The organism is Pseudomonas sp. TH31 (assembly GCF_016650815.1).
Classification (GTDB): domain Bacteria; phylum Pseudomonadota; class Gammaproteobacteria; order Pseudomonadales; family Pseudomonadaceae; genus Aquipseudomonas.
The window spans coordinates 39,143-65,038 of sequence record NZ_JAEKEZ010000035.1 but is presented as its reverse complement, the minus strand read 5'-3'; the positions used below and the strand labels follow the sequence as shown (position 1 = coordinate 65,038).

23 protein-coding genes and 3 pseudogenes are annotated in these 25,896 nt (G+C 59.9%); 10 read left to right on the top strand and 16 right to left on the bottom strand.

Features of this window, described 5'->3' with window-relative positions:
* Positions 1–209 precede the first annotated feature (209 nt).
* From JFV26_RS30275 to folE2, 7 genes are read right to left on the bottom strand one after another with little or no spacing between them, the layout of a single operon-like run.
* Entirely contained in the window at positions 210–1,100 is an 891-nt protein-coding gene (locus JFV26_RS30275) for a His/Gly/Thr/Pro-type tRNA ligase C-terminal domain-containing protein (protein WP_201190655.1), read from the bottom strand.
* 23 nt (positions 1,101–1,123) lie between these two features.
* On the bottom strand, positions 1,124–2,461 hold the full coding sequence (locus JFV26_RS30270; RefSeq protein WP_201190653.1) for a dihydroorotase: 1,338 nt from the start codon (positions 2,459–2,461) through the stop codon (positions 1,124–1,126).
* A 2-nt stretch (positions 2,462–2,463) separates the two neighbouring features.
* A complete protein-coding gene (locus JFV26_RS30265) occupies positions 2,464–3,024 on the bottom strand; it encodes a gamma carbonic anhydrase family protein (RefSeq protein WP_201190651.1) in 561 nt (186 codons plus the stop codon).
* The gene (locus JFV26_RS30260; protein ID WP_201190650.1) at positions 3,021–3,896 is read right to left on the bottom strand and encodes a metal ABC transporter substrate-binding protein; all 876 of its coding nucleotides are present in this window, start codon (positions 3,894–3,896) and stop codon (positions 3,021–3,023) included. The genes JFV26_RS30265 and JFV26_RS30260 overlap by 4 nt, the downstream gene beginning before the upstream one ends.
* Before the next feature lie 11 nt (positions 3,897–3,907).
* On the bottom strand, positions 3,908–4,774 hold the full coding sequence (locus tag JFV26_RS30255) for a metal ABC transporter permease (protein WP_201190648.1): 867 nt from the start codon (positions 4,772–4,774) through the stop codon (positions 3,908–3,910).
* On the bottom strand, positions 4,774–5,442 hold the full coding sequence (locus JFV26_RS30250; protein ID WP_201190646.1) for a metal ABC transporter ATP-binding protein: 669 nt from the start codon (positions 5,440–5,442) through the stop codon (positions 4,774–4,776). The genes JFV26_RS30255 and JFV26_RS30250 overlap by 1 nt, the downstream gene beginning before the upstream one ends.
* A complete protein-coding gene (folE2, locus tag JFV26_RS30245; RefSeq protein WP_201190644.1) occupies positions 5,439–6,338 on the bottom strand; it encodes a GTP cyclohydrolase FolE2 in 900 nt (299 codons plus the stop codon). Before folE2 ends, JFV26_RS30250 begins: the two co-directional genes overlap by 4 nt.
* Positions 6,339–6,424: 86 nt before the next feature.
* Here folE2 and JFV26_RS30240 point away from each other — a divergent pair, with 86 nt between their 5' ends.
* Positions 6,425–7,627: an N-acetylmuramoyl-L-alanine amidase gene (locus JFV26_RS30240; protein WP_201190642.1), complete on the top strand. Its 1,203-nt coding sequence runs from the start codon at positions 6,425–6,427 to the stop codon at positions 7,625–7,627.
* On the opposite strand, the pseudogene JFV26_RS30235 reads toward JFV26_RS30240, so the two are convergent.
* Positions 7,624–8,000: pseudogene (locus JFV26_RS30235) on the bottom strand (glutamine synthetase). The gene JFV26_RS30240 and the pseudogene JFV26_RS30235 overlap by 4 nt on opposite strands.
* A 125-nt stretch (positions 8,001–8,125) precedes the next feature.
* Here JFV26_RS30235 and dksA point away from each other — a divergent pair.
* The 3 genes from dksA to JFV26_RS30220 are packed head-to-tail and all read left to right on the top strand — an operon-like array spanning position 8,126 to position 10,431.
* Positions 8,126–8,530: an RNA polymerase-binding protein DksA gene (gene dksA, locus JFV26_RS30230; RefSeq protein WP_201190637.1), complete on the top strand. Its 405-nt coding sequence runs from the start codon at positions 8,126–8,128 to the stop codon at positions 8,528–8,530.
* Positions 8,531–8,557: 27 nt separating this feature from the next.
* The gene (gene zigA / locus JFV26_RS30225) at positions 8,558–9,763 is read left to right on the top strand and encodes a zinc metallochaperone GTPase ZigA (RefSeq protein WP_201190635.1); all 1,206 of its coding nucleotides are present in this window, start codon (positions 8,558–8,560) and stop codon (positions 9,761–9,763) included.
* Complete coding sequence (locus JFV26_RS30220; RefSeq protein WP_201190634.1) at positions 9,763–10,431, top strand: DUF1826 domain-containing protein; 669 nt, start codon at positions 9,763–9,765, stop codon at positions 10,429–10,431. The genes zigA and JFV26_RS30220 overlap by 1 nt, the downstream gene beginning before the upstream one ends.
* A 4-nt stretch (positions 10,432–10,435) precedes the next feature.
* Here JFV26_RS30220 and JFV26_RS30215 read toward each other — a convergent pair whose 3' ends face one another.
* Positions 10,436–10,792, bottom strand: a complete 357-nt coding sequence (locus JFV26_RS30215; RefSeq protein WP_201190632.1) for an NADH:ubiquinone oxidoreductase — start codon at positions 10,790–10,792, stop codon at positions 10,436–10,438.
* 27 nt (positions 10,793–10,819) lie between these two features.
* On the opposite strand from JFV26_RS30215, the gene JFV26_RS30210 reads away from it, so the two are divergent.
* Positions 10,820–11,785: a CobW family GTP-binding protein gene (locus JFV26_RS30210; RefSeq protein ID WP_201190630.1), complete on the top strand. Its 966-nt coding sequence runs from the start codon at positions 10,820–10,822 to the stop codon at positions 11,783–11,785.
* Positions 11,786–11,870: 85 nt separating this feature from the next.
* Here the strand turns inward: JFV26_RS30210 and JFV26_RS30205 are convergent, their stop codons facing one another.
* On the bottom strand, positions 11,871–12,284 hold the full coding sequence (locus JFV26_RS30205) for a DUF3301 domain-containing protein (RefSeq protein ID WP_201197281.1): 414 nt from the start codon (positions 12,282–12,284) through the stop codon (positions 11,871–11,873).
* 120 nt (positions 12,285–12,404) lie between these two features.
* On the opposite strand from JFV26_RS30205, the gene pdxY reads away from it, so the two are divergent.
* Entirely contained in the window at positions 12,405–13,277 is an 873-nt protein-coding gene (gene pdxY, locus JFV26_RS30200) for a pyridoxal kinase PdxY (protein ID WP_201190628.1), read from the top strand.
* Positions 13,278–13,369: 92 nt separating this feature from the next.
* On the opposite strand, the gene JFV26_RS30195 is transcribed toward pdxY, so the two are convergent.
* Positions 13,370–13,852 (bottom strand): acyl-CoA thioesterase, encoded by a 483-nt coding sequence (locus JFV26_RS30195; RefSeq protein WP_034149366.1) that lies wholly within the window; start codon positions 13,850–13,852, stop codon positions 13,370–13,372.
* A 284-nt stretch (positions 13,853–14,136) separates the two neighbouring features.
* On the opposite strand from JFV26_RS30195, the gene JFV26_RS30190 reads away from it, so the two are divergent.
* Positions 14,137–15,900: a cation:proton antiporter gene (locus JFV26_RS30190; protein WP_201190626.1), complete on the top strand. Its 1,764-nt coding sequence runs from the start codon at positions 14,137–14,139 to the stop codon at positions 15,898–15,900.
* A 52-nt stretch (positions 15,901–15,952) separates the two neighbouring features.
* Here the strand turns inward: JFV26_RS30190 and JFV26_RS30185 are convergent, their stop codons facing one another.
* The 4 genes and pseudogenes from JFV26_RS30185 to uvrD all read right to left on the bottom strand — a co-directional run bounded on the left by JFV26_RS30185 (position 15,953) and on the right by uvrD (position 20,300).
* Positions 15,953–16,360, bottom strand: a complete 408-nt coding sequence (locus JFV26_RS30185; protein WP_007943369.1) for an SMI1/KNR4 family protein — start codon at positions 16,358–16,360, stop codon at positions 15,953–15,955.
* A gap of 147 nt (positions 16,361–16,507) precedes the next feature.
* The gene (locus JFV26_RS30180; protein ID WP_201190624.1) at positions 16,508–17,377 is read right to left on the bottom strand and encodes a Tim44 domain-containing protein; all 870 of its coding nucleotides are present in this window, start codon (positions 17,375–17,377) and stop codon (positions 16,508–16,510) included.
* A gap of 177 nt (positions 17,378–17,554) precedes the next feature.
* A complete protein-coding gene (locus JFV26_RS30175; protein ID WP_201190686.1) occupies positions 17,555–17,995 on the bottom strand; it encodes an EamA family transporter in 441 nt (146 codons plus the stop codon).
* 119 nt (positions 17,996–18,114) lie between these two features.
* A pseudogene (gene uvrD / locus JFV26_RS30170) lies at positions 18,115–20,300 on the bottom strand (DNA helicase II).
* Positions 20,301–20,558: 258 nt separating this feature from the next.
* On the opposite strand from uvrD, the pseudogene JFV26_RS30165 reads away from it, so the two are divergent.
* The 3 genes and pseudogenes from JFV26_RS30165 (at position 20,559) to JFV26_RS30155 (ending at position 24,972) form a co-directional block, all read left to right on the top strand.
* Positions 20,559–23,431: pseudogene (locus JFV26_RS30165) on the top strand (EAL domain-containing protein).
* Positions 23,432–23,731: 300 nt separating this feature from the next.
* Entirely contained in the window at positions 23,732–24,598 is an 867-nt protein-coding gene (hexR, locus tag JFV26_RS30160; RefSeq protein WP_008027445.1) for a transcriptional regulator HexR, read from the top strand.
* Positions 24,599–24,759: 161 nt separating this feature from the next.
* The gene (locus tag JFV26_RS30155; RefSeq protein WP_201190622.1) at positions 24,760–24,972 is read left to right on the top strand and encodes a PA3496 family putative envelope integrity protein; all 213 of its coding nucleotides are present in this window, start codon (positions 24,760–24,762) and stop codon (positions 24,970–24,972) included.
* Here the strand turns inward: JFV26_RS30155 and JFV26_RS30150 are convergent.
* On the bottom strand, positions 24,914–25,876 hold the full coding sequence (locus JFV26_RS30150; protein ID WP_201190620.1) for a LysR family transcriptional regulator: 963 nt from the start codon (positions 25,874–25,876) through the stop codon (positions 24,914–24,916). The two genes, JFV26_RS30155 and JFV26_RS30150, sit on opposite strands and share 59 nt — an antisense overlap.
* Positions 25,877–25,896: the final 20 nt, after the last annotated feature.

Here is a 25,896-nt window from a genome sequence, read left to right as displayed (position 1 = left end):
GGCGCCAGCGCCGCGTCCTTCCAAGCCGCACCATCGGATTGCAACGCAACGCCATCATCATCATTGCCGCCACGCGCGCGCTTGCGCACATGCGAGCTTTCGTTCTATTGTGGACTGTGAAGCCGAGAGCTTAAAGCAATCGCGAGCAAGCTTTGCTCCTACGGGCGGTGATACCCATAGGAGCAAGGCTTGCCCGCGATGGCGTCAGGTCAAACCCCACAATCTTTCGGGTGTAAAAACCCACACACCTCATCAATCCGCATTCGCCCAAAATCTTCCCCGCTGCCACTGCGCACACTGACAAACCCACCGTCCTTTTCCTTCTCACCGACGACCAACAGATACGGCACGTTCCGCTCACTGTGCAGGCGAATCTTGTAGCCGATCTTTTCGTTGCGCAGATCCGCATGAGCGCGCACCCCACTGCGGCGCAATTGCTCGGTCACCGATTGGGTGTAACCGATCTGGCGTTCATCGATGTTCACCACCATCACGTGAGGGGGCGCTCGCCAATGGTCCAGCTCCTGTTGGCTGGACCAGCAGGTCCCGTAAATCCGTTGCGGCGAGTTGCCGCCAACATGATCAAGGGCGAAGGCTTGCAGCACTTTGGTGGCTGGAACGTGGGGACCTCGGGACAGGTATTCGGCGTCTCCCAGGCGATACACCGACAGTCTTTCGGTTGATGACAACTGCCTGCGGATGGAATGGTTGGTCGCCGCGAGTATGCGCATCCGCATTTCTATCTCTGGCAGGTCGTCCAACGATAACGTCCGCTCCATCGCAAACTCATAGAAGAACCCGTCGCCCAATGCCGAGCCCGTCAGCAGCAGGACATTTGGATGGAGTTGTTTGACGGCCATCGCCAGCACCAGTGCACAGGAGCGGCGAACGATCTCCAGCCCATCAGGTTCCCGAGGCGTGACAATGCTGACGCGGGCATCGCCGCTAATCATGTATCCGCAATCCACCAACACGCCATCCACCCGACCGGCCACCGCTGCGTTGGCCAGCGCGAGCCCGATACTCGCCGCCACTTCGAACACGGACAGTGGCTGATCGTATTCACGCAATGAGCCGTCGGGCAGGGTGATGTGGATCATGGTGGGTGTTCTCGGCAGTGGCGTTAGCGCATGAAGCGCAGGGGTAGTCCCTGACAGCTGTCATGTAGACGATTGGCGTGCCAGGCGATTTGCCCCGACACCAAGGTAGTGCTGACGCTGTGGCGAAAACGGTGGTGGGCGAAGGGCGTCCAGCCGCATTGAGAAAGGATCGGTTGTTGTGACACGTCGACGCCGTCGGGCTCGGGTTTGATCAGCACCAGATCCGCCCAATAGCCTTCGCGCAGGTAACCACGGTCGGGAATGGCAAACAGATCGGCGACCCGGTGACTGATCTTGGCCACGAGGGTGGCGATAGGCAGCACTTCATCAGCGACCAATTCCAACAGCGCGGGCAGGGCGTGTTGCACCAGTGGCAGGCCTGACGGCGCCAGGCTGTAAGTCCGCTGCTTTTCGGCCCATGTATGGGGCGCATGATCGCTGCCGATGACATCCAGTCGGTTGCTCAGCAGGGCTTGGCGCAATGCGTCGCGGTCGGCCTGGGATTTGATCGCCGGGTTGCACTTGATCAGGTTGCCCAGACGCGGGTAGTCGCGGTCATCGAACAGCAAATGATGCAGACAGACTTCGCCAGTGATGCGTTTCTGCGCCAGTGGCTTGTCTTCGAACAACGCCAGTTCGCGTGCAGTGGTCAGGTGCAAAACATGCAGCCGAGTGCCATGACGCCTGGCCAGGTCCACGGCCATTGAGGAGGAACGAAAGCAGGCTTCGGCATTGCGGATCAGTGGGTGGGCTTCGGCAGAAATGTCTTCGCCGTACTGCGCTCGCAGCGTCGCGGCATTGGCGTCGATACTCGGTGTGTGTTCGCAATGGGCCAGTAGGATTGTCGGCACCTCGGCGAACAACCGCTCAAGAATCCGCGGATCGTCCACCAGCATGTGGCCGGTGGATGCGCCCATGAACACTTTCACCCCGGCGACTTCGCAAGGATTGAGTGCGGCAACGGTGTCGAGGTTGTCGTTGCTCACACCGAAATGAAAGCCGTAGTTGGCCACCGAATTGAGTGCTGCACGGCGCTTTTTATCGGCGAGTGCTTCGACGGTAAGGGTGGCCGGATGGGTGTTCGGCATGTCCATGAAGCTGGTGATGCCACCGGCCACGGCGGCCCTGGATTCGGTGTAAAAGCTACCCTTGTCCGGCGCCCCAGGATCACGAAAGTGCACCTGGTCGTCGATCATCCCCGGCAGCAGCCATTGACCTTGCGCATCGATTTCCACGCTCGCCGTTTCGCCTTCGATGCTGCTGGCGATCTTGACGATGCGGCCATGGCTCACCAACAGGTCGCCGTCAAACGCGCGACCTTCGTTCACCAACCGGGCATTGCGAATCAGCACGCTGTTCATGGTCAGAACTCGTTCTGCAGTGCTTTGTAGCCGCGCACCAGATCGACGTTGGTGCGCGCCACGTCTTCGGAAAACTCCGAGGCACTGACGCTCACCGGCGGGAACTGCGACAGGTCGGTGCCGGGGCCGATACGCGTAGTGGACGGCACGTAGAAGGCATCGGGCAAGTCCCGGCCGTCGACTACCGAGTTGTGCCGCACCACGCAGCCATTCCCGACTACGCAGTTGAACAACACGCTGTTGAAACCGATGAACACCCGGTTGCCGACGGTGCACGGGCCATGAACGATGGAGCGGTGGGCGATTGAGCTGAACTCGCCGATGGTCACCGCTGCGCCGGACTTGGAATGGATCACCACGCCGTCCTGGATGTTCGAGTTGGCGCCGATGGTGATCGGCTCCATTTCGCCCGAGGCATCGACTTCGTCGGCGCGAATCACCGCGTAGGGACCAACGAAGACGTTCTCGCCGATCACCACTTTGCCGCAGATAATCGCGGTTTTATCCACGTACGCGGTCTGCGCAATCACTGGCAGATCACCTGAGGGATTCTTTCGGATCATGGCTTGCTCAACGCGTCGTACAGCGTGTTGAGGTTGTATTCGAAGAGCCCGGCGAAAGTGCTGGCCGGTCCGCTTGCCGCGAGTGCATCGGAGTACAACGTGCCACCGATATGTGCGCCGCTTTCATCGGCGATTTGCTTCAGCAAGCGAGCGTCCTTGATGTTTTCCATGAACACCGCTTTGACCTTGGCCTGGCGAATCTGGGTGATCAGTGCCGCCACTTCCGCAGCGGAAGGTTCGCGCTCGGTGGACAGGCCTTGAGGGGCCATGAAGTCGATGCCGTAGGCCTGACCGAGATAACCGAACGCGTCGTGGGAGGTGACGATCTTGCGGTTACCTGGGGGCAGCGAACCGAGCTTGGCTTTGGCTTCGGCGAGCAGGGCGTAGATCTGTTTCAGGTAAGCCTGGCTGTTGCGCTGGTAGTCGGCTTTGTTCGCCGGGTCGGCGGCAATCAGTGCCTTGGTGATGTTGGCGATATACAACTCGGTGTTTGCCAGGTTGTGCCAGGCGTGTGGGTCGGGAATGGTTTCGCCGTCTTCATCCAGCGAGCGAGGAATTACACCGTGGCTGGCGCTGATCACCGGTGCTTTGGTTTCGGTGCTGGTCACCAGGCGATCCAGCCACGGCTCGAAACCAAGGCCGTTCTTGATGATGAGCCTGGCTTTGAGCAAGGCCTTGGCATCGTCCGGGGTCGGCTCGTAGGTGTGGGCATCGGCGTCCGGGCCGACCATGTTGGTGATCTGGATATGATCTCCGCCGACCTGATGGGTCATGTCGGCAAGGATGCTGAAACTGGTGACCACCTGCAGTTTTTCAGCTGCAGACAGCGACATCGACAGCATCAAACTGAACAGCACGAGTAAAGCGCGCATCGGGAAACACCTCATTGGGATGTGAGCAAAGGCGGGCGGCGCAGCAAGCCGTGCACCGGACCGAACACCACGGACAGCAGATACAAACCACCAGCCACCAGCACAATGGCCGGGCCGCTAGGCAGCGAGTAATAGAACGACAGCAGCAAACCGAACCACACCGAGAGGCAGCCGAGCACGGCGGCGATTGCTATGAGCGCCGGCAAACGGCGGCTCCAGAAGCGTGAAGCGGCGGCCGGCAACATCATCAAACCGACCACCATCAGCGCGCCGATGGCCTGGAATCCGATCACCAGGTTCAGCACCACCAGGGTCAAAAACACCCCGTGGGCGAGTGGCCCGAGACGGCTGACGGTTTGCAGGAACAGCGGATCAAGGGTGTCCAGCAACAGCGGTTTATAGATCAGGGCCATGGCGATCAGGCTGAAGCCGGAGACCCAGAGCATGCCGGTCAATGTCGGCCCATCGACTGCCAATGCCGAGCCGAACAGCAGGTGCAAGAGGTCCAGACGTTTTCCGGCGATGCCGAGGATCAGTACACCGCTGGCCAGGGAGATCGGGTAGATCGCGGCGAGGCTGGCGTCTTCGCGCAGGCCGGTACGGCGGGTGATCCACGCCGCGAGCCCGGCCATGCTCAGACCGGCGCCGAGGCCGCCAATGGTCAGCGCTGGAAGACTCAGGCCGGCGAACCAGAAGCCCAGCGCGGCGCCGGGCAAGATGCCGTGAGCGACCGCATCGCCGATCAGGCTCATGCGGCGCAGAATCAGAAACACCCCAAGTGGCGCAGTACTGCACGCCAAAACCAGACCGCCGAGTAAAGCCCGGCGCATGAACACGAACTCTTGGAACGGTTGCCAAAGGTGTGCGGCCGCGATCATCAGGCCACCTGCGTTTGGGGTTGTTGGCGAATCAGGTCGGTGCTCGGTCCGAGCGTGCAGCCGGTGTTTTTGATCAGCAGGGTTTGCGGGATGTGTTGGCGAACTGCGGCCAGGTCGTGGCACACGACGACCAGGGTTCGACCGTTGGCGTGCCACGTGTGGATGTGTTTCCAGAGCAGTTCCTGGCCGAGTTCATCGAGGGCGGCGTGCGGTTCGTCGAGCAGTAGCAAGGGGGCTTGAGCCAGGCTCAATCGGGCGAGCAGGGCGCGCTGCAACTCGCCGCCGGAGAGTGCCATCAGCGGGCGATTCTCCAGGCCTGTCAAACACCAATCTTCAAGGGTGTTTTTCAGGCGTTGGCTGCGCACGTCTGGCGATTGCTTGCTGCCCCAGAAACCGGCGGCCACCAACTCTTGCAAACTGATGGGGAATTGCCGGTCCAGGTGTTGTTGCTGGGGCAGGAACGAGAGGCCGCCCTTGCGTGGAACATCCAGCACGGTTTTGCCGGCCAGTGGTTTTTGCAGTCCGGCGATGACTTTCAGCAAGCTGCTTTTACCCGAGCCGTTGGCGCCGATTACGGCGGTCAGGCTACCCTCGGGCAGTTCGAAATCTACGGCGGGTGTGAGTGGTTGGCCGGGAGCGCCCCAGCGTAGGGATTGGCAGCGGATCATGCGGCTGCCTCCCAGTTCCAGCGACTTTCGGCAACGGCGTCGTGGGCGTGGAGGCTTTCGGCGTGTACGACTCGGACGTGGAATCCATTGATGCCAGGGGAGCGTTTCAGGGCCAGGTTCAAGCGTCGCGCGGCGTCTTCGCAGAACATCAGGTTTTGACCATTGGCCAAGGCGAAGGCTTGTTCGTCGGCACGTTTCACGGCGGTTTGCACGGCGGTGCCGAGGGCGGCTTCGGCGTCGTTGATGACGGCGATTAATGGAAAGTCATCGAGATAGTCGTCCAGGTGCAGCTGCAAATGCGCGGTGCTGCGTTGGCTGTGCGGTGTTGCGACGATGCCTTTTGTGGAGCCGAGCCAGGCCATGACATCGGCGTGTTGCAGTGGTGCATTGGCGAAATCATCAAGGAATTGCTGTTGGATGAGTTGGCGCGACAACGCTGCTGAACACGGACACGTAGAGGAATAAGGAACGTCTATTTTTAGTTCCACGTGGAACATATCGTTTTTCAATCGCGCTTCGATGCTCGCTGGATAGGTTTTCCAGCCGGCCAAAGGACTGATTAGTGCCGGTCTTTTGAGCAATAAATCGGTGTGAATTTTCAGGTAAGCGTTTGAGGACAATCCTTCATGACTGTCGAGAAAGCGCTGCAAAACTCTGCGCAGTAACTCCGGCGTCAGGCTTTCCTGTTCAAGCATTTCCAACGCGAGATAGAGTCGCGACATATGAATGCCGCGCGCCTCACCATCGTCGAGACTCACACCGGCATCAGCCTTTGCGCTCAGCTGTTGGCCATCAAATAAAACAGGAAGAGCAATGCCGCACATGCCCACCCACTCCAGTGGCAGGGCTTGGCGTGAGGCCTGCGCGGCGATATCCGGCAGAGTCAGCGCATTCATGAGCAGGTCCATCGTGGGAGTTGATTTGGCATGTTATATTATTACATCTAAATCGACGATGCCTTTTTCGCGAGCGGGCTTTCACCATGCACAGACGTCACTTGCTCAACTTGATTCTGGCCAGCGCGGCCTTCGCGTTGCCCTTTAGTGTTTCGGCCACGCAGATTCGCAACGCGCGGCTCTGGCGTTCGGATGACAAGCTGCGATTGGTGTTCGATCTGAGCGGACCGGTGCAGTACAAGACTTTTTCCCTGAGCGCCCCCGAGCGGCTGATCATCGATTTGAGTGGCGCCAACCTCAGCGGTGATTTCAGTCAGTTGGCGCTGAACAACACGGTGATCCGTTCCATTCGTTCCGGTCACTACGGTCAGGGTGATACACGAATCGTCCTCGATCTCAGCGGGACGGTGCAGCTCAACAGTTTTCTGCTGCCGCCCCAGGACGGGCAGGGCCATCGATTGGTGCTCGACCTTAAAACCGCTGCGCCATTACAGATTGCAGCTGCGCCGATGCGTAAGCCGATCATCGACAAGGCTCACCCCAAGCGCGACATCATCGTGGTGGTCGACCCCGGCCACGGTGGCAAAGACCCAGGCGCGGTCGGCGCCAAAGGTGAGCGGGAAAAAGACGTGGTGCTGTCGATTGCACAGTTGTTGGCCAAGCGATTGAAACGCGAGAAGGGCTACGACGTGAAACTGGTGCGCAACGATGACTTCTTCGTCCCGCTGCGCAAACGCGTGGAGATTGCCCGCAAGCACAACGCCGACATGTTCATCTCGGTGCATGCCGATGCCGCGCCACGACTCACAGCGTCCGGCGCGTCGGTGTATTGCCTGTCTGAAGGTGGCGCGACCTCGGCCACGGCAAGATTTATGGCGCAGCGCGAGAACGGCGCGGACCTGTTGGGCGCCACCAGCCTGCTCAATCTCAAGGACAAGGACCCGATGCTCGCCGGGGTGATTCTCGACATGTCGATGAACGCGACCATTGCCGCCAGTTTGCAGCTGGGCAGCACCGTGCTCGGCAGCCTGGCGGGCATCACCACCCTGCATCAGAAGCGCGTGGAACAGGCCGGATTCGCGGTACTGAAGTCGCCGGACGTGCCGTCGATCCTGGTGGAAACCGGCTTCATCTCCAACGCCCGCGACAGTCAGCGGCTGGTCACCGCGCGGCATCAGCAGGCCGTGGCTGACGGTTTGTTCGAAGGCCTACAGCGCTATTTCCAGAAGAATCCGCCGCTCAACAGCTATGTCGCCTGGCAGCAGGAGCAGAAAAAAGCCCAGGTCTAGCAGCCGGTAATCCGGCTACAGGTGAATTTGCCGCTGCTGCCGCCGGAGCTGGAAAACCGGTTGATGGTGGTCCAGCCCACACGGCGGGTGTAGCCGACCCAGGCTTCGCCATCGGAGGCGAGGCCGGTAAAAACGTCAGTTGTCCGTAGCGACTGCTGGTCTGCGCCCAATAGCGTTTGCCAGTCACTTCAAAACCGCGCAGATAGATCGTGCTGCCGACAGTGTTGACGCTGTATGCGTTGCCGTCATGGTCGACACACGCGAGCAGATTGGCGCTGCGGGTGCACGTGGCCAGGCTCGGGATTTGTCCCCGGGCCTCGACGGTGATCAATAGCGAAAGACTCAGCAGCGCACACTTCAGGGCGTTTCCCATGGCATTTCTCAAGGACCGAACGGGCTCAAGCATCGTGCCCTTTGTCGTGGCGAACAAGAGGGGAGTGGTTTATTTGTGTTGTTATACTATAACATTGAAATACGCCCCGCCCTTGTGATCCTCCCATGACTGAACAAGACCTCCTGGCCCAACCCGCCGCCGATTACATGAACGACGCCCAGCAAGGTTTCTTCCGTGACTTGTTGCTTGCTCAACGCTGCGAGCTGCAAGCGCGCATTGCCGGAGAGTTCGACATGTTGCGCGAACAGGAACCTGGCAGCGATCCCGCCGACGTCGGCAGCACCGAAGAACGGCGCCAATGGCAACTGCGCCTGCTGGAGCGGGAAAAGAAGCTCCTGGACAAGATTGACGAAGCCCTCGAACACCTGGCCCGCGGTGAATACGGCTGGTGTCGCGAAACCGGCGAGCCGATCGGCCTCAAGCGCTTGCTGCTGCGGCCCACCGCCACCCTGTGTATCGAAGCCAAAGAACGTGAAGAGCTGCGCGAACGCCATCAACGGGCGATTTGACCGGCCACATCCTGTGAGGAATACCTGATGCCCAATCGTCTCCCCGTGACCGTCCTGTCGGGCTTTCTCGGCGCCGGCAAGAGTACGTTGCTTAATTACGTACTACGTAACCGCGAAAACCTGCGGGTCGCCGTGATCGTCAACGATATGAGCGAGATCAACATCGATGGCAGCGAAGTTCAGCGCGACGTCAGCCTGAACCGTGCCGAAGAGAAACTCGTGGAAATGAGCAACGGCTGCATCTGCTGCACCTTGCGCGAAGATTTGCTGGAAGAAGTCAGCAAGCTCGCCAAGGACGGTCGTTTTGATTACCTGTTGATCGAATCTACCGGCATTTCCGAACCACTGCCGGTGGCGGAAACCTTTACCTTCCGCGACGAAGAAGGCCAAAGCCTGGCCGACATCGCCCGGCTCGACACCATGGTCACCGTGGTCGACGGCATGAACTTCCTGCTCGATTACCAGGCTGCCGAGAGCCTGGCGTCCCGTGGCGAAACCCTGGGCGAGGAGGATGAGCGCTCGATCACCGACCTGCTGATCGAGCAGATCGAATTCGCCGACGTGATTGTGATCAGCAAGATCGATTTGATCAGCAGCAGCGCGCGCCAGGAATTGATTGCGATCCTTGAACGGCTCAACTCCCAAGCGCAAATCATCCCGATGGTCATGGGAGAAATCCCTTTGAACACAATCCTCAATACCGGACGCTTTGACTTCGAAAAAGCCGCCCAGGCTCCGGGCTGGTTGCAGGAGTTGCGCGGCGAACACGTGCCGGAAACTGAAGAGTACGGCATCGCTTCGACGGCCTATCGCGCGCGTCGTCCGTTCCACCCACAACGGTTTTTCAGCTTTATCGACCGCCCTTGGGTGAATGGCAAGCTGCTGCGCTCCAAAGGCTTTTTCTGGCTGGCCAGCAAGCACATGGACGCCGGGAGTTGGTCCCAGGCCGGTGGCTTGATGCGCCACGGTTTCGCCGGACGCTGGTGGCGTTTTGTGCCAAAAACCCAATGGCCGCAGGACGAAGAAAGTACCGCCGGGATCATGGAGAACTGGACTGCGACCACTGGCGATTGCCGTCAGGAACTGGTGTTCATTGGCCAGAACATCGACTTCGCGCAACTCACTGGCGAACTCGATAGCTGCCTGCTCACCGACGATGAAATGGCCCAAGGCATTGAAGGCTGGCGCCAGTTGGCGGACCCATTCGGCCCCTGGCACGAAGAGGCTGCCTGATGCTCGTACTCAACCCTGTGGGAGCGAGCCTGCTCGCGAAGGCGTCCGTACGGCCAATACGTCAGCATCACGGAACAACCCCAAAAGTCCTGGCCAACATTCTCCACGACGACGCCAATCTCGCCGTCTGGCAGCGCCAACTCCCGTTACACATCGCGGATTTCGCCAGTTTACTTCTGTCCCTGAACGAACCGCTGGCGGAGTCGCTGTCCCTGGAAATCGCTAACGAAGACGCCGAGCCCAACCTCAACGGACTGGCCTCAAGCTTCCGCGATCTTGAAGGCTACGAAGGCTTCATTGCCGACGTCTCCTGGCTGGTCAGCGCTTTTGCCTGTTTGCTCGGCGCCAGGCGCATCGGCCTGCGTTTGCGCGTGCTGGACACTGCCATGTGCCCACGCTTTCACGTTGACCATGTGCCGGTACGGCTGATCACCACGTATGCAGGCATTGGCAGCCAATGGCTGAAAGAAGGGGCGATGGATCGCCGGAAACTGGGCAAACCCGAGGCAGAACCCCAGTCGTCGATCCAGCAAGTCAGCAGTGGTGACGTGGCGCTGTTCAAAGGGGAGAAGTGGCATGGTAATGAAGGCTTCGGCCTGATCCACCGCTCGCCACAACTGGCGTTGGGTGAGCGCCGGTTAATCCTGACGCTCGACTGGCTGAGCTAGTGGCTCAGGGTTTTAGCCAGTTTCCCTGGCTCTGTGCCTCGCAAAACGGCTTCAAATACGCCGCATCGGTGGCCACGCCGTAATAGTGAATATCCTGGCGGTAGGGCATATTGGCGACTTGGGCATTGCTGCACACGCCGAAGGCGCCGCTGGGACATTGGGCGACGTACTGCACGTCGACTTTTTGCCCGGGAAGGTTCGGCTGGCAAAAACCATCGGCGAAGAGTTTTTCCGGGATGTTGCGGTTCTGTTGGCAGACTTTCACGTCGAGCCGTTCCGCCGTGCTATGTACCACGCACGCCTGGGCCAACACCTCGCCCGATATCAGCGCCAGCAACAACGACAATCCCATCAACCGCATCCCTTACCTCCTCAGAAAACTTCGACCATGTTGCAGAACATCCCCACTCACGTCATTGCCGGTCCCTTGGGCGCCGGCAAGACCAGCCTGATCAAGCACCTGCTGGCGCAGCGCCCGGCGAACGAGCGCTGGGCGGTGCTGATCAATGAGTTCGGCCAGATCGGCCTCGACGCCGCGCTGCTGACCCAGGACGCCGATGGTATCGCACTGGGTGAAGTGGCCGGGGGTTGTTTGTGTTGCGTGAATGGCGCGCCGTTTCAGATCGGCCTCGGCCGGTTGTTGCGCAAGGCGCGGCCGGATCGGTTGTTTATCGAACCCTCGGGGTTGGGGCATCCAGCTCAGTTGCTCCGGCAATTGAGCGAGTCGCCTTGGCAAGGCGTGCTGGTGGTCCAGCCGTGTGTTCTGGTGCTTGACGCCCAGGCGCTCGCCGCCGGGAAACCGCTGCCGGCGGCGCAACAGGAGGCGTTGAACAGCGCGGGTTTGTTGCTGCTGAACAAGTCAGAAGGCCTTGAAGAGGATGATCGTCAGCGGATTGTGGCGCAGTTGCCGGATCGTCCGATGTTCTGGACGCAGCAAGCGGTCATGCCGTTGAGCGAGTTACCGGGGCTTGGGAGTCGGGCTTTCGCAGGTGTGGATAACTTCATCGTCCCCAAGGGATTGGCGCAAATGCCGGCTATCTGGAGCGATGCCGCGCTGCCGATTTGCTTGAGTCAGGTGCAGGAGGGTGGCTGGAGCATTGGCTGGCGTTGGCATCCAAGCCAGACATTCGATGCCGCACTTGTTGGCAACTGGCTTGAAAGCCTTGCCTGGCGGCGGGCGAAGCTGGTTATCCACAGCGTCGATGGTTGGGTTTCAGCGAATGCGGTGGATAACTCGGTGCTGGATTGGCAGCCGAGCGAATGGCGTCAGGATTCGCGGATTGAGCTGATCTTCAGTGAGCCTCAAGATGTTGAATCGCTGCAAAGAAGTTTGGCCGACTGTCGGATGGGTTGAAGATCTAAAGATCGCCGCCTTCGGCAGCTCCTACAGGGGATCGCTTTTCAAATGTAGGAGCTGCCGAAGGCGGCGATCTTTTGATCTATGGCCGCCACTTCGTGTGTTCCTGCCGCCATTGGCTCAGCTCAATGACTTCCGCGCGAGGCCTCACCACATCAACCACCGCCGGGGTGTCGTCAAACGGCATCGGGTAGGGCGCCAGTTCGATCTGCGCGCTGTGGGCGCCGAATTGGGTAATGGTCCCGTTATGACGGGTCTCGCCGGTTACGGTGAATTCAAAGTTATACACACGCGCCAAGCGTCGACGTCCGTTCGCATCTTTGATAAAACCGATTTTTCTCAACGCCACGTTGCCGTCCAGCAGTTCGATCTGGAGTTTGGCGCAATGCTGTTTGACCCGCTCCAGCGCACGTTCGCGCAAGCCGTGGTTGTGCCACAGCCAGGCGCCGCCGGTGGCGAGCAGCATCAGCACGAAGATATTTCCGAGGGTCAGCATCAACAGGGTGCTCCAACAAGATAGTGCCAGCTTAACTGCGTCGCTGGTCTGTCGTACAGGCTGTGTTTAGTCGCATACTGCGCGGCTCGAATTTCATTCGTTTTACGGAAAACTCACCGCATGAAACGTACGCCCCATCTGCTCGCCATCCAGTCCCACGTGGTGTTCGGCCATGCTGGCAACAGCGCCGCGGTTTTCCCGATGCAGCGGGTCGGGGTGAATGTCTGGCCGCTCAATACCGTGCAGTTCTCCAACCACACGCAATACGGGCAGTGGGCGGGTGAAATACTGCCGCCGCATCAGATTCCCGAACTGGTGGAAGGCATCGCGGCGATTGGTGAGCTGGGCAACTGCGATGCCGTTTTGTCGGGCTACCTCGGCAGTGCGGCTCAGGGCCGGGCGATCCTTACGGGCGTGGCGCGGATCAAGTCGATCAACCCCAAGGCGCTGTATCTGTGCGATCCGGTGATGGGGCACCCGGAGAAGGGCTGCAGCGTGCCGGTCGAGGTCAGTGACTTCCTGCTGGAGGAAGCGGCGGCCGTAGCCGACTTCATGTGCCCGAATCAGCTGGAGCTGGACAGCTTCTCGGGGCGCAAGCCGCAGTCGTTGTTCGATTGCCTGGCCATGGCCAGGGCGCTGTTGGCGCGTGGGCCGAAGGCTGTGCTGGTCAAGCATCTGGACTATCCCGGCAAACCGGAGGAGGTTTTCGAGATGCTGCTGGTGACGGCTGAAGGGAGTTGGCACCTGCGTCGGCCATTGTTGGCGTTCCCGCGGCAGCCGGTGGGCGTGGGCGACCTGACGTCCGGGCTGTTCCTGGCTCGCGTGCTGCTGGGCGACAGCCTGGTGGCGGCGTTCGAGTTCACCGCAGCAGCGGTGCATGAGGTGCTGCTGGAAACTCAGGCGTGCGCCAGCTATGAGCTGGAGCTGGTACGGGCGCAGGACCGGATCGCCCATCCGCGAGTGCGGTTTGAGGCGACGCCGATCAGTTTGTAACGCAAGCGCGGCGGAAAAGATCGCAGCCTGCGGCAGCTCCTACAGGGCAATGCGTACTCCGTAGGAGCTGCCGCAGGCTGCGATCTTTTGCTTTAAGCGTCGCCCTTGATTTCCTGATAACGCTTTTCCAGCTCCTGGCGAATCTGTCGGCGCTGCTGGGCCTGCATGAAGCGGCGCTTGTCTTCGCTGTTCTGCGGTTGCAGCGGCGGGACGACGGCCGGTTTGCGCTGGTCATCCACCGCGACCATGGTAAAGAAACAGCTATTGGTGTGGCGCACCGAGCGTTCGCGGATGTTCTCGGTCACCACCTTGATGCCCACCTCCATCGAGGTGTTGCCGGTGTAGTTGACCGATGCCAGGAATGTCACCAACTCGCCGACATGGATCGGCTCGCGGAAAATCACCTGATCCACCGACAGGGTCACCACGTAGCGGCCGGCATAACGGCTGGCGCAGGCGTAGGCCACTTCGTCGAGGTATTTGAGCAGGGTGCCGCCGTGGACATTGCCAGAGAAGTTGGCCATGTCGGGGGTCATCAATACCGTCATCGACAGTTGGGCGTTTCCGGGTTCCATAGCGTTCTCACGGGTCAAGGCAGGTTTTCGGGAGCGCACCTCTGCGGGTGCATGGTCGGCTTTTCAAAACCAACAGTATCGGGACGCCAGGCAGGGGGCTGCCGTCACGCCTTGATCGATCTGTTTCCATATATTGCACCGCCTTTCTGCCGGAAGTCGCGGTGTTACCCTTCAAAAGCCCATCCCAAAGGCAATTCCTACGCCATAAGCAGATTTTTACTCTGGTTCAACAGACCTTTCCTGCGTCTGTCGTTTGAGCACTAACACTCAAGGAGCGCCATACCATGCATGCCATCAGCTTCATTCAGGATTTGGCAGTGATCATGTTGGTCGCGGGCGTGGTGACCGTGCTCTTTCATCGTTTCAAACAACCGGTGGTTCTCGGTTATATCGTCGCCGGTTTCATTATCGGCCCGCACACGCCGCCGTTCGGCCTGATCCACGATGAACAAACCATCAAGACCCTCGCCGAGCTGGGGGTGATTTTCCTGATGTTTTGCCTGGGCCTGGAGTTCAGCCTGCGCAAGCTGTTCAAGGTCGGAGCCACGGCGTTTATCGCGGCGTTCCTGGAAATCGTGCTGATGATCTGGATCGGCTACGAAATCGGTCGCTGGTTTGACTGGAATACCATGGATTCGCTGTTCCTGGGGGCGATCCTGGCGATTTCCTCGACCACCATCATCGTCAAGGCCCTCAACGACTTGAAGATGAAGAACGAGCGCTTCGCCCAGTTGATCTTCGGTGTGCTGATTGTCGAAGACATCCTCGGCATCGGCATCATCGCCTTGCTGTCGAGTATCGCAGTCAGCGGTACGGTCAGTTCCGGCGAAGTGTTCTCGACCGTCGGCAAGCTCTCGCTGTTCATGATCGTTGCACTGGTCATCGGCATCTTGTTGGTGCCGCGGCTGTTGGCCTACGTGGCCAAATTCGAAAGCAATGAAATGCTGCTGATCACCGTGCTGGGCCTGTGTTTCGGCTTTTGCCTACTGGTGGTCAAGCTTGAATACAGCATGGTCCTCGGGGCCTTCCTGATTGGCGCGATCATGGCCGAGTCCCGGCAGTTGTTGAAGATTGAGCGACTGATCGAGCCGGTTCGTGATCTGTTCAGCGCGATCTTCTTCGTCGCCATCGGGCTTATGCTCGACCCTATGATCCTGCTGCAATACGCCTGGCCAATTGCGGTAATCACCGTGGCGGTGGTGCTGGGCAAGATGTTGTCCTGTGGCCTCGGCGCCTTTATCGCCGGTAATGACGGACGCACTTCACTGCGGGTCGGGATGGGGCTTTCGCAGATTGGCGAATTTTCCTTCATCATCGCCGCGCTGGGCATGACCTTGCAGGTCACCAGCAACTTCCTTTATCCGGTGGCCGTGGCGGTCTCGGTCCTGACCACGCTGTTGACGCCATACCTGATCCGCGCGGCCGACCCACTGTCGATCAAGCTGGCGGCGGTCATGCCGCGGCGCCTGAGCCGCGTGCTGGGGATGTATGGCGAATGGCTGCGCAGCATTCAGCCACACGGCGAGGGCGCGCTGCTGGCGTCGATGATTCGGCGGATTCTGTTGCAGGTAGGCGTAAATTTGGCGCTGGTGATCGCGATTTTCTTCTCGGGCGCGTTTTTCGCCGAGCGCATGTCGGCCTACCTGCAAGGCTGGATCAGTGACCCGAGTTGGCAGAAAGCGTTGATCTGGGGTGGGGCGTTGCTGTTGTCGCTGCCGTTCCTGATCGCGGCCTATCGCAAGCTCAAGGCACTGTCGATGCTATTGGCAGAAATGGGTGTGAAGCCAGAGATGGCGGGCCGCCACACGCAGCGAGTACGTCGGGTGATCGCCGAAGTGATCCCGATCCTCTCGCTGCTGGTGATTTTCCTGCTGCTGGCAGCCTTGTCGGCCAGTATTCTGCCGACCAACAAGTTGCTGGTACTGATCGCCGTCGTCGCGGCCGCCGTGGCGGCGCTGCTCTGGCGCTGGTTCATCCGGGTGCACACACGCATGCAGGTGGCATTGCTGGAAACCCTGGACAACCACAAGGACCCGTCCGGGCATTAACGTTGCCCTGTAGCAGCCTTCGGCAGCTGCTACGGGTAGAGGTCAGGCTCGATCAGCTTTCCAGCCAGACGTCCCGCGCCCAGTGCCACACCGATTCCCAGGTTTCTTCGGCGATCAGCTCTTCTTCGGCCTGCCACAGCACCACGGTGCCGTCTTCTTCAACCAGGTAGTAGTCGTCACCGTCCTGGCAGATCGGGATCATGCTGCGATCAACGCCAGCGTCCCAGGCGTTGGCGGCAACGTCCGGCAGGTAGGTGTGGGATTGCGGGTCGGTGACAGTCACCGGCTCCAGGCTACCGTAGACCACATCACTGACGGTCAGCAAAAATTCTCTGAAGACAAACGGAATGTCGATGAACAGTTGTTCTTCGATTTCCACGATCTGATCTTCGTCGGGCAACTCCAAGGGGACCGGTACCGGTTCGTTGGCTTCACGCAGTTGTTCGATGATTTCTTCCACGTCCGGGATCCTCTTGCTTGATGGCGCGGTTTAGTTGGGGCGGTTTATACAGTAGCTCGCTATAGATGCAACCGCGAAATAGAAAACCCCGGCCGAGGCCGGGGTTTTGATTGCGCCAATATTGCGACAGGTTTAACGCGCGTCGGTTCAGCCGTTCTGGCGGATACCGGCGACCAGCCAAGGCTGGTTTTCGCCCTGCGGACGTTCCATGTTCCAGCTTTCGCTGAACACTTCGCCCTGGTCGAAACGCGAAGTCTTCGACACACCACTGAAGGTCAGGGTGGCGATAGTCTTGTCCGCCCGATCATCCACGCCGTCCAGTTGTACCTGGAGGTTATCAATGTAGGTGGACTGGAAGCTTTCGCCCAGATCGGCACGCTCGCGCTTGAGGAACTCCAGCATTTGCGGGGTCACGAACTCGGCAATCTTGTCCATTTCATTGGCGTCCCAGTGCTGCTGAAGGGACTGGAAGTGGTTGCGGGCTGCTTCGATGAAGCTCTGTTCATTGAACCAGGCCGGAGCATTGATCACCGGACGAGCGGCAGCAGGTGCAGCCGAACCGCCGAAGATCGAACCGCCGGCAGGCTGGTTCTCGAACACTTCACGCTGCATCGGCGCGCCAGCCGGAGCCAGGTGCTCCTGTTGCTTGCGGCGACGGGCGGCGATGAAGCGGAAGATCAGGAAGGCGATGACCGCCATGATCAGGATGTCGAAGATTTGCATGCCCTGGAAGCCGCCACCCATGAACATGGAGGCCAGCAGGCCACCGGCAGCGATACCGGCCAGAGGACCGAGCCAGCGCGAAGCACCGCCGGCCTTGGCCGCAGCGCCCGCGGCACCGGCAGCACCAGCGGTCGCCGCAGCGCCGCCCGCGGCGGAAGAAGGGGCCATTTGGCTGGTTTGGTGGGTCGGCGCAGCGCCGACGCTTTTGCCGCCACCAAAGCGCTTGGCGTTGGCGTCGAGGCTCATCGTCAGGCCGATGCACAGCGCCATGGCGATGCTAAGAAAACGTTTCATAAAGGGAATTCCCATTTGTGGATGGCACGCGCGCCATGTTGCACAGCTGAAGTGACACTGGCTAGCGGCAGAGTGTTTCGGGCTTTTGCCTGACAGGTTGCGTTCAGCTAAGTCGGGGCAAGAAGGCCATGTACTTTTGTCTGTAGGAAAAGTGGATAGGTTCTGCCGGAAGTTTGCTCAGCGTCGCAACGCCAGCATGACCACTCCGGCTGTGATCAGACCGATACCGCCCCATTGGCGCAGGTCGAGCTTCTCGTCCAGCAGGATCACGCCGAGGACGGCCACCAGTACCACGCTGAGCTTGTCCACCGGAGCGACCAGCGAGGCCGGGCCGAGTTTCAGCGCGCGGAAGTAGCAAATCCATGAGGCACCGGTTGCCAGTCCCGATAGCAGCAGGAACAGGTAACTCTTGGCAGAGATCGATCCTAATGACTGATATTGGCCCGTGGCGTACAAAATCAAGGCCAGGCTGACCAACACCACAATGGTGCGCAGGAGGGTGGCGAAGTCGGAGTTGACGTTTTCGATGCCGATCTTCGCGAAAATCGCCGTCATGGCGGCGAATGCCGCTGACAACAGGGCCCAGAATGTCCAGGAAGAAAAGAAGCCTGAGCCCATGAGCATTGTCGTCCTTCAAGAGAAGAGAGGTGGCCTTGGAAAAGATCGCAGCCTTCGGCAGCTCCTACAGGTATATGCGAACCCCGTAGGAGCTGGCGAAGCCTGCGATCTTTTTAGCCTTATATGGCTTCCAGCTTGGCATAGCCAAGCATCAGCCACTTGCTGCCTTCGCCAAAATTCACCTGCACCCGAGCCTGGGCCCCGGCGCCTTCGAAGTTCAGGATCACGCCGTCGCCAAACACCGAATGCCGAACGGCCTGGCCGAGGCTGAAGCCGGTGTCCGGGATTTCGCTGCCGCCAAACAAACTGCTGGAACTCTGCTGCTGGCCACCGCCGAACGGACGGCTGACGCTGTTGGACAGCCGCACTTCCTGAATCAGGCCTTTTGGCACTTCACGTACGAAACGCGAGACCTTGTTGTAGGTCTCGCTGCCGTACAGGCGTCGCGTTTCAGCGTAGGTCATGACCAGGTTCTGCATGGCCCGAGTGATGCCGACGTAGGCCAGGCGGCGTTCCTCTTCAAGACGGCCGGGTTCTTCCAGGCTCATCTTGTGCGGGAACAGACCTTCTTCCATGCCCACCAGGAACACGTAAGGGAACTCAAGGCCTTTGGCGCTGTGCAGGGTCATCAGTTGAATGCTGTCTTCGTGCTCGTCGGCCTGAGTGTCGCCGGCTTCCAGGGACGCGTGGCCGAGGAACGCCGCTAGAGGCGTCAGGTCCTCGTCTTCTTCTTCGGCGTTCTCGAAATTGCGCGCAGCGCTGACCAGTTCCTCAAGGTTTTCTACCCGGGCCTGGCCCTTCTCGCCTTTTTCCGCTTCGTGATAAGCGATCAGCCCGGACTGCTCGATGACCGTCTGGGTCATCAGGTGCAGTGGCATGTCCATGCACTTGGCGGCGAGGTTCTCGATCAGCTCGATAAATCCACCCAAGGCGCCCGCAGCACGACCGGTCAGGCCTTTGTTGGCAACCAGCAAACGCATGGCTTCCCACATCGACACATCGCTATGACGCGCGTGGTCGCGAATCGCTTCGACAGTTTTTTCGCCAATGCCGCGGGCCGGTACGTTGATCACCCGCTCCAGCGCTGCATCGTTGCCACGACCTTCCAGCAAACGCAGGTAGGCCATGGCGTTTTTGATTTCCGCCCGTTCGAAGAAGCGCTGACCGCCATAGATGCGGTACGGAATGCGCTCGCGCAGCAAGGCTTCTTCCAACACGCGCGATTGGGCGTTGGAGCGGTACAAAATCGCGATATCGCTGCGAGCCAAGCCGGTTTTCAGCGCGCTTTCGATGGTTTCCACCACGTAGCGTGCTTCATCGTGTTCGTTGAATGCGGCATACAGGTTGATCGCTTCGCCTTCGCCGCCATCGGTCCACAGCTCTTTTCCCATGCGCCCGGTGTTGTTGGCGATCAGGGCGTTGGCAGCCTTGAGGATGCCGGCGGTGGAACGGTAGTTCTGCTCCAGACGAATGGTTTCAGCATCCGGGAAGTCGTCGGAGTACTGATAGATGTTCTCGATTTTCGCCCCGCGCCAGCCGTAGATCGACTGGTCGTCGTCGCCGACCACCATCAGGCTGTCGCCGCCCTTGGCCAGCAGCCGCAACCAGGCGTACTGCACGGCGTTGGTGTCCTGGAACTCGTCCACCAGAATGTGCCGGAAGCGCTTTTGATAATGCGCCAGCAAACCCGGTTATCGCGCCACAGGTCGAGGGCACGCAACAGCAGTTCGGAGAAGTCGATAACGCCGGCGCGCAGGCACGCGGCCTCGTAGGCTTCATAAATGCTGCGCATGGTCGCCAGGAACAGGTCGCCACTGGCTTGAATGTGTTGCGGACGCAGGCCTTCGTCTTTCTGCCCGTTGATGAACCACTGGGCCTGACGGACCGGCCACCGTTGCTCATCCAGGCCCAGCTCGCGGATCACCCGCTTGACCAGCCGCTGCTGGTCGTCGCTGTCGAGAATCTGGAAAGTCTGGCTCAGCCCGGCTTCCTGCCAGTGCGCCCGCAGCAAGCGGTGCGCCAGGCCGTGGAAGGTGCCGACCCACATGCCGGCCGGGTTGATACCCATCAACTGCTCGATGCGATGACGCATCTCGGCAGCGGCCTTGTTGGTGAAAGTCACCGACAGGATCGAGTGGGGCGAGGCGTTTTCGACCTGGATCAACCAGGCGATACGGTGCACCAGCACTCGGGTTTTACCGGAACCAGCACCGGCCAGGACCAACTGACGACCCACGGAGGCAGCTACGGCCTGGCGTTGGGCATCGTTGAGGGAGTTCAGCAGAAGGGAGAGATCATCGCGCATCGGGGCATTCTAGGGGGCAGCGCCACACCGGGCAAACCCCGCTTTGATTTAGCCGATGAAAGATGAAGGGAGGACGACCGGTCGGTCACTGGCTGCAGGCGTGGGCGGGGCTCGTTCCCAGGGTTTTGAGGGGGTAACCGGAGAGCGGAATTTTGTCGATTTTATGATCCGGGGCAGTTTGGTCCCGGCCATTGCTTGTGTATGCTCCGTGCACAATTCGGGCTCACCACGCTCATTATAAGAACAAGAAAATTGCCTATGACCCTCAGCACCGACCTGTCGGGCCCTTCTGTGGAGCCCGGGTCATCCGCAAACAGTACGCCATGGAAATGGCGGTCGAACGCACGCGCCTGCTTTACCAGGGCTCGCTGTTGCCGACGCTGTTCATGCTGATCAACGGTCTGGTCTGCGCCGGTTTGCTCTGGAGCCCGCAGCGCTATTTCCTGGTCAGCATCTGGCTGGTCTGGTTGTTGTCGCTGGTGGCGCTGCGCGTGATCCAAGTGGCAGCCTTTGATTCGGCGATTCCCAATCGTCAGGCCCATCCGATCTGGATTCGTATGTTTTTGCTGGGCTCGGCCATGACGGGCCTGACCCTTGCTGGTGCCGGCATTGCCCTGGTGCCCGCCGACACGTTTATCCAGCAAGCCTGGGTGTTCGGCCTGATCGGCGCTGCGGCACTCTCGGCCAGCGTGGCCTACGCGGTCAGCCTGCCGGCGTTTCTCTCCTTTACCCTACCCTGTCTGCTGCCGGCCATTGGCTATATGTTTTGGGGCGGCGATGAACAACAGCATGGGTGGGGCTGGTTCGGGCTGATTCTGCTGGGGGCGTTGAGCGTGGTGGCCTGGCAGGTCAATCGGCTGATTGATCGCGGCTTGTTGCGGCGCTTCCAGAATCAGGCGTTGATCGAGCATTTGCAGCTCGCTCAAAGCCAGGGCGACCAACTCAATCATGAACTGGCCAAGGAAATCGACCAGCGCCGCCGCGCCGAAGACGAATTGCGTGAAGCCCAGGTCGAACTGGAAAATCGCGTTGCCGAGCGCGGTCATGAGCTCAGCGCCGCCACCCAAGCCTTGAGCAAGAGCGAAGCCCGTCTAGCGTTGGCACTGAAGGCCAGCGAACTGGGGCTGTGGGACTGGAACCTGCAAACCGATGAGGTCCATCACACCCAGATTCAGGAACTGTTCGGCCTGGCGCCGGAGTACGTGACTGCCATGCTCAGCCATCTGCGGCCGCGGCTGCACCCTGACGACGTACCGTCCCTCAAACGCGCGCTGGTCGAGCACTTGAAGGGTCGCACCGAGGATTATCAGATCGAATACCGCGTGCGGCATGGCGACGGCCATTGGGTCTGGATCGAAGACCGTGGCCGGGCGGTGGAGCGAAGTGAAAATGGCCGGGTGATCCGTATGGTTGGCACCCGCCGCGACATCAGTGCCAGCAAAGTCCAGGAGGAGCAACGGCAACTGGCGGCGACGGTGTTCGAAGCGGCCAGCGAAGGCATTGTGATCTTCGACCCGAATTACGCGCTGATCGCCATTAACCAAGCCTTCAGCCGGGTGACTGGCTACGACATCGAAGACATGCTCGGACGTAATGTCGTCGAGTTGCCTTGCAGCCGGGATGCCCGCCGGCACTACACGACCATTCATCAGGCGCTGGAGCAACAGGGCAGTTGGCAAGGCGAGCTGGTGGAAACCCGCAAGAACGGCGAGCTCTATCCGCAGTGGCTGCAACTGAATGCTGTGCGCGACTCCCGGGGAAAGGTCAGTCATATTGTCGGCTTCTTCGCCGATCTTTCCGCCCGGCGCGAATCCGAAGAACGCATGCGCTACCTGACCCGTTACGACGAACTCACGGGCCTGGCCAACCGCTCGCTGTTCCGCGAACGGTTGCGCGAGGCCCATCTGCGAGTGCGTCAGGGCGGCCGGCGCAGTCTGGCACTGCTGCACATCAATCTCGATCGTTTCAAGTTGCTCAATGACAGTCTTGGCCATGAAGTTGCCGACCAGTTGTTGCAGAAAATGGCTCGGCGACTGGTCAATGCGTTGCCCGAGGCGGACACCATTGCACGGCTCTCCGGCGATGAGTTCGCCGTGCTATTCGATGCCTACGGCAACCTGTCGAGCCTGGCACGGGTGGCGACTCGCTTGTCGACCAAGCTGCGCTTGCCAATAACGATCGACGGCCATGAGCTGGTGGTCAGCGCGTCCATGGGCATCAGCATGTTGCCGGACAACGCGCGAGAAATTTCCGCGTTGGTCAGTCAGTCGAACATGGCCATGCAACATGCCAAACATTTGGGCGGCAACAACTTCCAGTTCTACACCGACAGCCTGCAAGCCAGCACCCTTGAGCGTTTTCAGCTGGAAAACCAACTGCGCAAAGCCATCGAAGAAAAGCAGCTAAAGGTGTTTTACCAGCCGAAGCTGTGCCTCGCCTCCGGCCGGCTGAATGCTGCCGAAGCCCTGGTGCGCTGGGACCATCCGACCATGGGCCGGGTGCCGCCGGGGGATTTCATCGGGCTGGCCGAGGAAATCGGGCTGATTGGCCCGATTGGCGAGTTCGTGTTGCGTCAGGCCTGCTGGCAAGCCTGCGAGTGGCAGCGACAGGGGCTTGAGCCGATCCGCGTGTCGGTCAATCTGTCGGTGCATCAGTTGCGTCAGGGCAAACTGGTCAGCCTGGTGCGTCAGGTGCTTGAGGAGACAGGCCTGGCGCCGCATTACCTGGAACTGGAACTCACCGAAAGCCAGTTGCTGGACAGCGTCGAACACATCATCGCGACCTTCCAGCAGTTGCGCGATCTGGGCGTAAAGCTGGCGATCGACGATTTTGGCACCGGGTATTCGTCGCTGAGCTACCTCAAGCGCATTCCGGTGGATTACGTGAAGATCGATCAGGCGTTTATCCGTGGGGTGGGGGAGGGCGGTGAGGATGCGGCGATCACCCGGGCGATCATCGCGATGGCTCACGGCTTGTCGCTGAAGGTCGTGGCTGAAGGTGTGGAGCGAGAAGAGCAACTGGCGTTTTTGAAGGCCGAGCACTGCGATGAAGTGCAGGGTTATTTGATCAGTCGGCCGGTGGAAGCCGCCGATCTGGCTGAGCTCCTGCGTCACGACACGAATCTCCTGTAGCCGCTGCCGAAGGCTGCGTTTGGTTCGGGCCGCGTTCGGACGAAGCAGTCGTGAATGGGCGTTACGTGGTTTAACAGGAAAATCCGCTGCTCAGGTTTACGACTGCTGCGTCCGAACGCGGTCCGAACCAAACGCAGGCTGCGCCAGCTGCTACGAGGGCCAAAGGTGCTACATGGGGTGTATGACGTGTGGAATGGGGACATCGAGTTACGCATTGAGCAGGCAAAAAGCCGATTCATGTAGTATAACTACAAGCGTGCTACATCCCCGGCACCTGCCAATAACAAAGAGTCGACCCCTTTGAATCTGCTGCAACACATCGCCCAGTCACGCCACCTGTTACGCAAGTCGGAGCTCAAGGTCGCCGACCATGTGCTACTTGATCCTGCGGCGGTGATGCACAGCTCCATGGCCGACCTGGCCCACAGTGTGGGCATCAGCGAGCCGACCATCGTGCGCTTTTGCCGCGCCATCGGTTGTTCCGGTTTCCAGGACTTGAAGCTGAAGCTGGCACAGAGCCTGGCGGCCGGAGCGAGCTTCGGGCAGTTCGCGATTCATGAAGACGATTCGGTCGCTGACTACAGCCTGAAAATCTTCGACACCACGTTGCACACGTTGATGGAGGTTCGCGAGAAGCTTGATCCGGTCGAGTTGCAGCGGGCGGTGTCGCTCATGTCTCAGGCCCAGCGCGTCGAGTTCTATGGCTTTGGCGCGTCGGGTGCAGTGGCGGCTGACGCCCAGCACAAATTCTTCCGATTGCTGCTGACTGCAGCGGCCTATTCCGACCCGCATATGCAGGCAATGTCGGCGGTAACGTTGAAGCCGACCGACGTGGCAATCTGTATTTCCCAGTCCGGGCGTTCCAAGGATTTGTTGATCACGGCCAACCTGGTGCGTGAAAGCGGCGCCTCGTTGATCACCCTGTGCCCGAGCCAGACGCCGCTGGCCGAGCTGTCGACCGTCAACCTGGCGATTGACGTGCACGAAGATACCGAAATCTACACGCCGTTGACCTCGCGGATCGCTCACCTGGTGGTGATCGACGTATTGGCCATGGGCGTGGCCATGGCACGTGGGCCGAGCCTGGTTAACCACCTCAAGAGCGTCAAGCGCAGCCTTCGTAGCCTGCGGCTGTCGCCCAAGTCGGTGAAAGCGCTGGACGACTAAGATCAAAAGATCGTCCGAACGCGGCCCGCGTTCGGACGATCTTTGCTTTTGGGCTGCCTGCATAACCCGCCAATATTCACATCCCTGTAACCCGCCCGCCGCCAAACCGTCATCCCCCGCGTTCATCGTGTAACTCCCGTACTCGCCTTGGGAGACTCGAAATGGCCCAGCCCTACGAAGAACGCAACAGCGCCCTGAAAACCCGTCGTCAGCAAGAAGACCAGCGTCGCATGGAATTTCGCCGCGCTATCGAAGATCGCTGCGAACGTCGTCAGCTTCTAGCCGAGATTGGCGATTTTCCTGATGAGCTGGAACTTAACTATTGGCAGGCAGCTCCCGTAGCTTCCCGTCGAAACGCTCAACCAGCGCGCTGATCTGCACCCGCTCGCTGCGGATAAACGCAAGGAACGCGTGAGCCACCGGTGACAGGCGTTTAGCCTTGGCCTGCACCAGGCACCAGCTGCGATACAGCGGCAGCTCTTCGACCGGCAGCTCAATGAGTCCGCCGGTCGCCAACTCCAGGTTCAGGGCGTGGCGCGTCAACAGCGCGACGCCCAGGCCGGCCAGTACGCACTCACGCTGGGCTTCAGCCGACGCGACCTCCTGGGTCTGTGTGAAGTGCACGCGCTTCTCTTTGAAATACTCTTCGCACGCCATCCGCGTACCGGACCCTGGTTCGCGCATCAGCAGCGTGTAAGGCTCCAGATCCTGCAAGCGCAGTGGCCCCATGTGGCACAGCGGATGATCCGGTGGCGCCACGGCCACGATCGGATTATTAAGGAACGGCAGGAACTCCAGGCCCATGTCCTGCGGCACCATCGACATGATGACCAGGTCATCGCGGTTGTCCGACAGGCGCCGGATGACCTGGCCGCGATTCACGACGGTCAGGTGCAGGTTCACTTCCGGGTGCTGGCGCTTGAACGCGGCAAACAAGTGCGGCACGAAATACTTGGCACTGGACTCCACCGCGAGTTTCAGTTGGCCCTGCAGCGAGCCCTGCATGTCCGATAGCTGCATGTCGAGGTTTTCCAGGCGCCCGAAAATGTCCCGGCTGGCGCGTTGAAGGGCTTCGGCCGCCTCGGTCATGTAGAGTTTTTTGCCGACGTAATCGAACAAAGGCTGGCCAATCAGCTCCTCGAGTTGACGAATCTGTAGGCTCACGGCAGGTTGTGTAAGGGACATTTCATCAGCCGCGCGGCTGTAGGACCTCAAATCACAGACTTCATTGAAGATCTGTAATTGACGTAATGTCATACGCATCAAGGACTTACGCATTTTATAGGTGCTCTCACCAC

Bases quoted from the DNA above. Each gene is read 5' to 3' on its own strand.
- JFV26_RS30205 (WP_201197281.1), bottom strand. From the start codon at position 12,284: ATGCTGACCCTCGGAAATATCTTCGTGCTGATGCTGCTCGCCACCGGC.
- JFV26_RS30250 (WP_201190646.1), bottom strand. From the start codon at position 5,442: ATGATCCGCTGCCAATCCCTACGCTGGGGCGCTCCCGGCCAACCACTC.
- JFV26_RS30255 (WP_201190648.1), bottom strand. From the start codon at position 4,774: ATGATCGCGGCCGCACACCTTTGGCAACCGTTCCAAGAGTTCGTGTTC.
- JFV26_RS30260 (WP_201190650.1), bottom strand. From the start codon at position 3,896: ATGCGCGCTTTACTCGTGCTGTTCAGTTTGATGCTGTCGATGTCGCTG.
- JFV26_RS30220 (WP_201190634.1), top strand. From the start codon at position 9,763: ATGCTCGTACTCAACCCTGTGGGAGCGAGCCTGCTCGCGAAGGCGTCC.
- JFV26_RS30275 (WP_201190655.1), bottom strand. From the start codon at position 1,100: ATGATCCACATCACCCTGCCCGACGGCTCATTGCGTGAATACGATCAG.
- JFV26_RS30150 (WP_201190620.1), bottom strand. From the start codon at position 25,876: ATGCGTAAGTCCTTGATGCGTATGACATTACGTCAATTACAGATCTTC.
- JFV26_RS30195 (WP_034149366.1), bottom strand. From the start codon at position 13,852: ATGGAACCCGGAAACGCCCAACTGTCGATGACGGTATTGATGACCCCC.
- JFV26_RS30210 (WP_201190630.1), top strand. From the start codon at position 10,820: ATGTTGCAGAACATCCCCACTCACGTCATTGCCGGTCCCTTGGGCGCC.
- JFV26_RS30180 (WP_201190624.1), bottom strand. From the start codon at position 17,377: ATGAAACGTTTTCTTAGCATCGCCATGGCGCTGTGCATCGGCCTGACG.
- JFV26_RS30270 (WP_201190653.1), bottom strand. From the start codon at position 2,461: ATGAACAGCGTGCTGATTCGCAATGCCCGGTTGGTGAACGAAGGTCGC.
- JFV26_RS30215 (WP_201190632.1), bottom strand. From the start codon at position 10,792: ATGCGGTTGATGGGATTGTCGTTGTTGCTGGCGCTGATATCGGGCGAG.
- zigA (WP_201190635.1), top strand. From the start codon at position 8,558: ATGCCCAATCGTCTCCCCGTGACCGTCCTGTCGGGCTTTCTCGGCGCC.
- JFV26_RS30265 (WP_201190651.1), bottom strand. From the start codon at position 3,024: ATGATCCGAAAGAATCCCTCAGGTGATCTGCCAGTGATTGCGCAGACC.
- dksA (WP_201190637.1), top strand. From the start codon at position 8,126: ATGACTGAACAAGACCTCCTGGCCCAACCCGCCGCCGATTACATGAAC.
- JFV26_RS30190 (WP_201190626.1), top strand. From the start codon at position 14,137: ATGCATGCCATCAGCTTCATTCAGGATTTGGCAGTGATCATGTTGGTC.
- JFV26_RS30240 (WP_201190642.1), top strand. From the start codon at position 6,425: ATGCACAGACGTCACTTGCTCAACTTGATTCTGGCCAGCGCGGCCTTC.
- JFV26_RS30155 (WP_201190622.1), top strand. From the start codon at position 24,760: ATGGCCCAGCCCTACGAAGAACGCAACAGCGCCCTGAAAACCCGTCGT.
- folE2 (WP_201190644.1), bottom strand. From the start codon at position 6,338: ATGAATGCGCTGACTCTGCCGGATATCGCCGCGCAGGCCTCACGCCAA.
- JFV26_RS30175 (WP_201190686.1), bottom strand. From the start codon at position 17,995: ATGGGCTCAGGCTTCTTTTCTTCCTGGACATTCTGGGCCCTGTTGTCA.
- pdxY (WP_201190628.1), top strand. From the start codon at position 12,405: ATGAAACGTACGCCCCATCTGCTCGCCATCCAGTCCCACGTGGTGTTC.